This is a genomic window from Cupriavidus sp. KB_39 (assembly GCF_052114485.1).
Taxonomy (GTDB): Bacteria; Pseudomonadota; Gammaproteobacteria; order Burkholderiales; family Burkholderiaceae; genus Cupriavidus.
On record NZ_JBFREV010000036.1, the window covers coordinates 52,926 to 61,630 of the forward strand.

Here is an 8,705-nt window from a genome sequence, read left to right on the forward strand (position 1 = left end):
GGCAGCCTTCCACTTCGGGCTAGCGCGGCCGTTGATCCACGATGCGCCGCGCCTTGCCCACCGACCGCTCCACGCCGCCTTCGGGCAGGATCTCGATGGCGGCGGTGACGCCGATATACGCCTTGATATCGTGGACCAGCCCCGACCGGGCGTGCTGCGCCCCCTCGGGCTCGGCGCCGTGGGCGCATTCCACGCGCACCGTCAGCGTATCCATCGGCCCTTCCTTGCCCAGCACGCACTGGTAGTGCGGCGCCAGTTCGGCGTGCTTCAGGATCAATTCCTCGATCTGCGACGGGAACACGTTCACGCCACGCACGATCATCATGTCGTCGGTGCGGCCGGTGATCTTCTCCATCCGGCGGAACGCGGCGCGCGCCGTGCCCGGCAGCAGCCGCGTGAGGTCGCGCGTGCGGTAGCGGACCACCGGCATCGCCTCCTTGGTCAGCGAGGTGAAGACCAGTTCGCCGAACTCGCCATCGGGTAGCACTTCGCCGGTGTCCGGGTCGATGATCTCGGGGTAGAAGTGGTCCTCCCAGATCGTCGGGCCGTCCTTGGTCTCGGCGCATTCGTTGGCCACGCCGGGGCCCATCACCTCGGACAATCCGTAGATATCGACCGCCGAGATGCCCATGCGGCGCTCGATGGCCAGGCGCATCTCGGGCGTCCACGGCTCGGCGCCGAAGATGCCGATGCGCAGCGAGGTGCTGGCCGGGTCGATGCCCTGCCGCTCGAATTCATCGGCAATCGCCAGCATGTAGCTGGGCGTGACCATGATGATTTCGGGCTTGAAGTCCTGGATCAGTTGCACCTGGCGCTCGGTCTGGCCGCCGCCGAACGGGATTGCCGTCAGTCCGGCCTTTTCCACCCCGTAGTGCGCGCCCAGCCCGCCCGTGAACAGGCCGTAGCCGTAGCTGACGTGGACCTTGTCGCCGCGCCGCGCGCCSGAGGCGCGGATCGAGCGCGCCATGACCGTGGCCCAGGTRTCGATATCGCGCAGTGTGTAGCCGACCACCGTGGGCTTGCCCGTAGTGCCGGAGGATGCGTGGATGCGCGCGATCTGGTCCTGCGGCACGGCGAACATGCCGAACGGGTAGTGGTCGCGCAGGTCCTGCTTGGTGGTGAACGGAAAGCGCGCCAGGTCCGCCAGCGACTGGATCTGGTCCGGATGGACCCCGGCGGCGTCGAACTTGCGCCGATAGACCGGCGAATGGTCGTAGGCATGGCGCACGGACCATTTCAGGCGATCGAGCTGCAGGGCCTGGAGGTCTTGCCGGCTGGCGGTCTCGATGGGCTCCAGCGGCAGGTCGGTGAGGCGCGCGCTCATGTCGGCTCCACCACGTGGCCCTTGATCTGGGCGGACTTGCCCCGGAACATCGCCACCGGCTCGCCGGCCTGGTTGGACACGCGGATGTCGTAGACGCCGTGGCGGCCGGACAGCACCTGCTCCTGGGCCTCGGCCGTCAGCACGTCGCCGCCGTGCACCGGGCGCAGGAACTCGATCGAACAGCCGGCGGCCACGGTGTTGATGTTGTGGCTGTTGCAGGCGAACGCGAAGCTGGAATCGGCGAGCGTGAACATCAGCCCGCCATGGCAGATGCCGTGGCCGTTGAGAAATTCGGGCCGCACCGGCATCGAGAGCCGGGCGTACCCGGGGCGCACGGCTTCCACGACGATGCCGAGCCAGCGGCTGCACGCATCGGCCTCATACATGGCGGCGGCGGCCGCTTCGGCSAGGGCCTGGGGGTCTTGGGGCAAGCGGGTCTCCTCGGGCTGTCTATATATATAGGGGGCGATGTTGGGCAGCGGGCTATCGGCCGGTGAAGTGCGGGGCGCGTTTCGCCAGGAAGGCGTTCACGCCTTCCGTGTAGTCGTGCGACTGGCCGAGGTCGCGCTGGAGGTCGCGTTCGAGGTCGAGCTGGGTGTCGAGCGTGTTCGTGGCGCTGGCGTACATCGCCCGCTTGATCGCCGCCAGCGCGCGGGTGGGCTGGGCGGCGAGGTGGGTGGACAGCGCCATCGCCTGTTCGGCCAGCAGGGGGTCGTCCATGACTTCCCAGACCAGGCCCCATTTCTCGGCCTCTTCGGCGCTGAGTCGGTCGCCGGTCATCGCCAGCCCCATCGCGCGGCCCATGCCGAGCCGCTTGGGCAGCAGCCAGGTGCCCCCGGAGTCCGGCACCAGGCCGATCTTCACGAAGGCCTGGATGAAGCAGGCCGAGCGAGCCGCCAGCACCATGTCGCAGGCCAGCGCGAGGTTGGCGCCAGCGCCGGCTGCCGTGCCATTGACGGCCGCCACCACGGGCAGCGGGAGCGCCTGGAGGCGGCGGATGAGCGGGTTGAACCAGGTGTCGATCAGTTCGCCGAGGTCGGTGCTGTGGCCGGGCGTGAAATCGAGATCGGCAAGATCCTGGCCGGCGCAGAAACCGCGTCCGGCACCGGTCAGCAGCAGGGCGCGGGCGCCGCCGGCTTCCACGTGGTCGAGCGCGGCGACCAGCGCCTCGTGCATCTGGTGCGTGAAGCTGTTGAGCTTGTCGGGGCGGTTCAGCGTGACCACGGCCACGTCGCCCTGCCAGCGCAGCAGGATCGGGCCGGCGTCGAGCGTCGCCCGGGCCGTGGCCGACGATGAGGATGGGGGCATGGTTGTCTCCTGCGCCATATTGTTCTCCGGGTCGGTGAGTGGATCTGACGCCACGATGCGCGCCCGGCCATTGTAGACAGCCATCGCGCGCAATTAAATAAACCGACCAGTCGGTCGGCAAATAATAGTAGGCCTGCGGATTGGGCGCAAGATGGGGTTACGCGCAGCCGCCTCGATCAGGCCGACTGCCATCCCCTCGCAGATTTGACAATTCTTGCCCTTCGACTACGGTTAGCGCGTGAGCTAGCGCTTTCATCACCTCTGCGAGGCCCGTATGCGCAAATGGAATCCATGGCTGGCCGTCCTGATGGCGGCGCTGGTATTACCCGTGGTGCCCGCCACGGCCTCGGCCACCGAGCAGGCCCAGCAACGCCGCGAAGGGCGCGACGTGCGCCAGGACACCCGTCAGGGATCGCGGGAGACGAAGCAGGATTGCCGCGCCAACGACCAGAAGAGCAATCCGCAGTGCCGGCAGGACAAGCGCCAGACCAAGCAGCAAGGCCGGGAGACCGCGCGCGACATCAAGTATTAATAGGCGGAGGGATCTAGCGCGCCGGTTTCGCCAGTTCCTCGTCGATATAGCGCAGCAGCGCCTCTGACAGCGCCTCGCGCGGGTAGGCGTTCTGCGTGACGAACAGCGCGGCGACGGTGGTGCGCGTGCGGGCGATTGGCACGGCGAGTGCCCAATGGTCCGCATTGACGTAGGCCAGCAGCGTGCTGCCCGGAATCACCTGATCGTAGAACAGCATCTGGCTGTCATTGCGGGGATCGATCTGCGCCAGCTTCTCATGGCTCGACGTCAGGATCGACGAAATACGCCCCGGCTGGGGAAACGTCACCAGTGAGTAGTAGCGCGGCCCCGCCGGCAACGGATGTGCCGCCAGCCAGGCCTTGCGGACGGCCGGCCGCAGGCTCATCACGCCGCCGCCATCGCCGGGCTGGCAGGTGGAGCCGGGGAAGTGCTGGAGCAGGTCCGCCTGATATTGCTCGGCATCGTTGGCGAGCGGCGAGCCGCCCACCGCGCCCGCCGCGCTGACCACCGCCGCCACGCGGCCGAGGATCTCCGGGTAGTTGACCAGGGCCTCGAGGATGTCCGGCGCGCCCTTCGAATAGCCGATCAGTACGAGTCGCGGCCCAGCGGGGTCGAGCGGSGTGGCCATGACCGCGTCGCGGATCTGGCGCGCGTTGTAGGCSGAACTGGACAGCGCATCGACCGACAGCATCGCCCCGTCATAGCCGAACTCGCGCAGGTGCTTGCCCACGGCATCGGGCGGATTCAGCCACGGCGCGAAGCAATTGAAGCCGATGCCGGGCACGACCATCGCCACCAGTGGCCGGCGCGCAGGGCCGAGGTCGGCCGGCTTGCCGGTGCCGGACGGCTCCGTGCCGACGCGCGTCAGGGCTTCCTCGCACGGGCGATAGTCGGGCACRGTCTGCTGGCGGGTCTGCAGGATCGCGCAGAAGATCTCGCGGAAGCGCGCCCGCCCATCGCCCACGCCGGCGGCGGCGGCGGGCAGCAGGACCAGCGGCGGGGTCTCGGTGGAGTAGGGCACCAGCGGCTTCGAGGCGCAGCCCGCCARGGCCAACGCCAACGCCAGTACCAACGCCAGGCTACTCGCGCGCATGGGACTCCCCTTCGACGATCGGCTCCCAGTCCAGGATGTCGATGTCCGACAGGCTCAGCGGGCGGAGCACGAAGAACATCACCGCCCGCCGCCCGTCGGTGTGGTAGTGGGCGCCGCTGAAGGTGGCCCGCTCCTGCGCCAGCGGCACCGGCGTGGGGCCCCGGACGAAGGCCAGCTTCTCCAGGCCCTCCGAATACATGCAGTCCTGGACCATCAGGTTGCGCGCCTCATCGACATCCCCATGCATCAGCTGCGCGACATCGGCCGCCGCGAAGCGCCCCCCCACCGGGCGGCCAACCTGCAGCAGGTACACCGGCCGCCCCTGATAGCTGATGGGCGCCAGCCAGACGCGGATCCACGTGGCCGGCGCCCCCGCCTGCGCCTGCTTGCGCAGCACCGCGTCCGGAATCCGGCCGAACACGCGCTGGGCGTTGTCGAAGTCCTGCTGGTTGCGCCGATAGTTGCGGCGGATCATGGCCGCGCTGAAATCCGCCACGGCGCCGACGACGATGCCGTTCAGCGGCTCGCCCACGCCCTGCCCGGCGGCGTCCGTCGCACAGCAGGGCAGGCGCTCCAGCGCGGCGCGCAGGCTGCCGAGGTCGGGATAGTCCGTCACGGCGGCGGGCGGATAGGCGAACAGCTTGCGCGAGAAGTCCGGGTGGCTGGCATCGTCCGGCACGCTCAGGAACAGCGTGAAGGCGATCAGGGTTTGATCGCCGAGCAGRTCGACATTCAGCAGCTTGGTGCCGCGCGACGGATTGGTGAACACCACGCCGGAGCGGGTGGCGCCGGCCGGGATCGGATTGCGGAAGCCCTGCCGGTTGAACCACTCGTCCAGCCGCGCGTTGGACTTGCGGTCGAACCAGCTATGCACGGACCACGCCACTTCGAGCGGCGAGAAGTAGTCCGGATCGGTGCCGGTGCGGAGCAGGATCATCGACCGCTCGGAGGCGTTCTCCACCTCGATCCATACCGGCTGGACCCCCGTGCCCCGGATGTCGATGCCGAACATCCGGTCGGTGTCGGCCTGGCTCAGCACGGCGGCGCGGAGCGTGATGCCCTGCTTGGACGTGGTCTCCGCGCGGGCGCGCAGCGCGGTCACCGCGTCTGTGGTTGGCGGCTGCCAGGTGGAGCAGCCGGCCAGCAGCCAGGCGAGGAACGTCATCGGGAAGAGCGCGGGCAGCCAGCGCAGGGAGAATCGCCGCAGGGTCATCGGCCGATCCCCGGGGTGGCCCGGCGCTGGGCGTCGTGGTCCTGCCAGCGGAAGAACTGGATGCTGTCCAGCGACACGGGCCGGCGGTCGAACACCATCACCAGGCGGTCCCCATCGGTGTAGTACGGGTCCGTGGTCAGGTTCTGGCGCGGCTGCTCGGGCGGGGCGGCGCCGACGCCCGAGGCGTAACCGATCATCACCAGGCTTTGCGAATACGCCATGTCCTCGGCCAGCGCGGTGCGGGCTTCATCGACATCCGGGTCGATCTTGTGCGTGGTCAGCGTGGGCGAGTGGATGGTCAGGCGGCTGCCGATGTCGCGGCTGATCTGGCCGACCCAGACCGGCTTGCCGCGATAGCGCAGSGGGCTGAGCCAGAGSCGSAGGTGGTTGCGCTGGTGGATGGTGTCGCGCGCCTTCTGCAGCGCGAGGTCCTGCGGGCGGCCGAACAGGTAGAGATCGCTGACGGGCGCGTTGAGGTAGCGCTCGCCTGAGAGTGCCGATGAGACAACTCGCATGATGGCGCCCGACCATTTGGTCTCCGTCGGCCGCCAGCCGCGGCGCACGAGGGCCGGGAAGGCATCGTCCAGCCCGCCAACGATCACCAGGTTGAGCGGATCGGCGGGCTTGCTGCCGCCCTCGTTGGTGGCACAGCAGGGCAGGGCCTCGAGCGCCGCGCGGAAGGCGTCGTCATCGTCGTAGTCCCGAATCTGGTCGGGCGGATAGACCTCGCGGCGGAAGACGGCGCTGGTCTGGTAATCGCCGCGAAAGCCCGGCACGACGGTGAAGATCGAGAAGGCGTGGGCGTGGTCCTTGGCGACGAGGTCGAGCTGGATCAGCTTGACGCCTTCCTCGAGGTGGGTCAGGACCATGCCCGAACGGGTTTGGCCGGGGAGTACCGGGTTGCGGAAGGCGAGGCGGCCAAATCGCTCGGCGGCCTCGCGCCGCGCTTCGCGGGAGGCRTCGGCGGCAAAGAYATCGGCGGCTTCGGAGCTGGGGAAGAAGCTGGGGTCCAGTCCTACGTACATGAGCCAGATCGGGCGATCTGTCTCATTGCCGATCTCGACCCAGACCGGCTGCATGCCCCGCTTCGCCAGCGGCACCCCGTAGAGCGCTTCGCTCTCCGTCGCGGACAGGACCGAGACSGACACGTTGACGCCGCCRTCCGAACGTGACCGCATGCGGTCCCGGTAGCCGGCGCCGGACTCGGGCGCCGGGCCGGCGCAASCGGTCACGAGCACGGCCATGCCGATGGTCGCCGCCACCCAGGCGGCCAGTCCGGCCCGCGAATGCCCGGGCGACATGGCGGCGCACGCGCAGGGCGACTCAGTTCAGGTCTTCATCCTTGTAATACTTGGTGCCCTTGGCCGTCAGTTCGACGGCCAGCCCGCTGTCCGTGATCTGGTAGACCCAGATCCCCGGCGCGACGGCCACCGCGCCCTGGAAGGCGCTGCCGCTGTCACCGGTTTTCGCGGCGGCGGTCGCTTGCCCCCCAATCGTCCAGCCAGAGTTGATGAATTCGTTCAGCGCCTTGTCGTTCTCGAACACCCAGACCATCTGGAATTTCTTCACGCCGATGCCCAACCCGGCCTGCAACTCGACCATCTTCATATAGACCATGGACTTGGTCTTGTTGTTGACGGCGATGCCTTCCCCCTTGCCGCTCCCCGCCAGCAGGATCTTCATGCCGAAGTTACTGAACGCGGCGTAGCCGGCGGCGGACTCGACCTGCTTGCGCGCCKCCGGCTGCGCCTTGTAAAGCGCATTCAGGGCATTTTGCGCAGCCTTGCGTACTTCAGCCTGCTCTTCCGCCTTGCTCGCGCCAAAGGCGAGGCCKGGGAAGGCGATCAGGGGGATTAAGGAGAATGTGGCCGTGCGACGATTCATGATGGCTCCCTTCTCCGCATCGACGGGGTCGAATGCGGATGCTGGCAAAGCATCTGGGATGCCGCTCGGCGCAATAGGAGGTGCGGCGCTTTTTGTAAGTGTTACCGCAAAATCGTGGGTTCAGATTAGGCGACGGTATGGCGCCGCGCAAGCGTCGCGCCGGTCTTCCCGCTTGACCGCCACGCCGCCCGCGCGCCAGTATCGTGGGCTGGCAGCAGACCTAATCCCATTGATAGAGAGAGAGGAGCAGACATGTCGTACGAGAACATCCTGGTGGATACGCGCGGGCGCGTTGGCCTGATGACGCTGAACCGCCCCAAGGCGTTGAAYGCGCTGAACGACGCGCTGATGGACGAACTCGGTGCCGCGCTGACCGCATTCGACCAGGACGAGGCGATCGGCTGCATCGTCATTACTGGCAGCGAGCGCGCCTTCGCGGCGGGTGCCGATATCGGGATGATGGCGAAGTATTCGTTTATCGACGTCTACAAGGGCGATTACATCACCCGGAATTGGGAAACCATCCGGCGCATCCGCAAGCCCGTGATTGCCGCGGTGGCCGGTTACGCGCTGGGTGGCGGCTGCGAGCTGGCGATGATGTGCGACATCAYCCTCGCGGCGGATAGCGCGAAGTTCGGCCAGCCCGAGGTCAAGCTCGGCACCATGCCCGGCGCCGGCGGCACCCAGCGCCTGCCGCGCGCGGTCTCCAAGGCCAAGGCGATGGATTTGTGCCTGACGGCCCGCATGATGGACGCGGCGGAGGCGGAACGTGCCGGGCTGGTATCGCGCGTGGTGCCCGCCGACAAGTTGCTCGAGGAAGCCTTCGCCGCGGCGGACGCCATCGCGAGCTATTCGCTGCCCGTGGTCATGATGATCAAGGAATCCGTGAACGCCGCCTATGAGACGACACTGAATGAAGGCGTCCACTTCGAGCGCCGGCTGTTCCATGCCACCTTCGCCACGGCAGACCAGAAGGAAGGCATGGCCGCGTTTGTGGAGAAACGCGCACCTGATTTCAAGCATCGTTGAGTACTGACTAGGGAATACCCGAGGCCAGTTGAGGGGTATTATCCCGCGGCAAAAATATTCTGCGGAGTGGAATTTCCTTATCGATCAAGGGTTTGTCTGGATAATGCGCGCTTGTCACGCACGGTGGCATGACAAGCGTGTTGCAAAGCCTTGGAAACGGGCCTACTATTCGTCCCCTCGCAACACAAACCGCGCTGCAAACGCAGCAGCGACAAGGGTTGCGGGGTTGATGGGTGGTCGGGCTGAGGAGTTTTCCAGCGCTGACCGCAGCGAAAAAAACTTCGCTGACCTGTTGACGAAACGCAGGTTGTTCTTCATAATC

9 protein-coding genes are annotated in these 8,705 nt (G+C 67.3%); 2 read left to right on the top strand and 7 right to left on the bottom strand.

Features of this window, described 5'->3' with window-relative positions; translation table 11 throughout:
• Positions 1-19 precede the first annotated feature (19 nt).
• Genes paaK through paaG form a run of 3 tightly spaced genes read right to left on the bottom strand, consistent with a single transcriptional unit; the run spans position 20 to position 2,632 of the window.
• Positions 20-1,324, bottom strand: a complete 1,305-nt coding sequence (paaK, locus tag AB4Z27_RS22895) for a phenylacetate--CoA ligase PaaK (RefSeq protein ID WP_092299017.1) — start codon at positions 1,322-1,324, stop codon at positions 20-22.
• Positions 1,321-1,755, bottom strand: coding sequence for a hydroxyphenylacetyl-CoA thioesterase PaaI (gene paaI, locus AB4Z27_RS22900; RefSeq protein ID WP_441593351.1), 435 nt, complete (start codon positions 1,753-1,755; stop codon positions 1,321-1,323). The genes paaK and paaI overlap by 4 nt, the downstream gene beginning before the upstream one ends.
• Before the next feature lie 52 nt (positions 1,756-1,807).
• Positions 1,808-2,632, bottom strand: a complete 825-nt coding sequence (paaG, locus tag AB4Z27_RS22905; RefSeq protein WP_441593349.1) for a 2-(1,2-epoxy-1,2-dihydrophenyl)acetyl-CoA isomerase PaaG — start codon at positions 2,630-2,632, stop codon at positions 1,808-1,810.
• A 307-nt stretch (positions 2,633-2,939) separates the two neighbouring features.
• Here paaG and AB4Z27_RS22910 point away from each other — a divergent pair, with 307 nt between their 5' ends.
• Positions 2,940-3,164 carry a hypothetical protein gene (locus AB4Z27_RS22910; RefSeq protein WP_255370941.1) on the top strand — a complete coding sequence of 75 codons (225 nt, stop codon included), beginning with the start codon at positions 2,940-2,942 and terminating at the stop codon, positions 3,162-3,164.
• 13 nt (positions 3,165-3,177) lie between these two features.
• On the opposite strand, the gene AB4Z27_RS22915 is transcribed toward AB4Z27_RS22910, so the two are convergent.
• From AB4Z27_RS22915 to AB4Z27_RS22930, 4 genes are read right to left on the bottom strand one after another with little or no spacing between them, the layout of a single operon-like run.
• On the bottom strand, positions 3,178-4,257 hold the full coding sequence (locus tag AB4Z27_RS22915; RefSeq protein WP_092299009.1) for a hypothetical protein: 1,080 nt from the start codon (positions 4,255-4,257) through the stop codon (positions 3,178-3,180).
• Positions 4,244-5,470: an LssY C-terminal domain-containing protein gene (locus AB4Z27_RS22920; protein ID WP_092299006.1), complete on the bottom strand. Its 1,227-nt coding sequence runs from the start codon at positions 5,468-5,470 to the stop codon at positions 4,244-4,246. Before AB4Z27_RS22920 ends, AB4Z27_RS22915 begins: the two co-directional genes overlap by 14 nt.
• Positions 5,467-6,771 (bottom strand): LssY C-terminal domain-containing protein, encoded by a 1,305-nt coding sequence (locus AB4Z27_RS22925; protein WP_441645328.1) that lies wholly within the window; start codon positions 6,769-6,771, stop codon positions 5,467-5,469. The genes AB4Z27_RS22920 and AB4Z27_RS22925 overlap by 4 nt, the downstream gene beginning before the upstream one ends.
• Before the next feature lie 22 nt (positions 6,772-6,793).
• Positions 6,794-7,354 (bottom strand): YSC84-related protein, encoded by a 561-nt coding sequence (locus AB4Z27_RS22930; RefSeq protein WP_441645329.1) that lies wholly within the window; start codon positions 7,352-7,354, stop codon positions 6,794-6,796.
• A 252-nt stretch (positions 7,355-7,606) separates the two neighbouring features.
• Here AB4Z27_RS22930 and AB4Z27_RS22935 point away from each other — a divergent pair, with 252 nt between their 5' ends.
• Complete coding sequence (locus AB4Z27_RS22935; protein WP_441645330.1) at positions 7,607-8,383, top strand: enoyl-CoA hydratase; 777 nt, start codon at positions 7,607-7,609, stop codon at positions 8,381-8,383.
• The last annotated feature ends 322 nt before the right edge of the window (positions 8,384-8,705 follow it).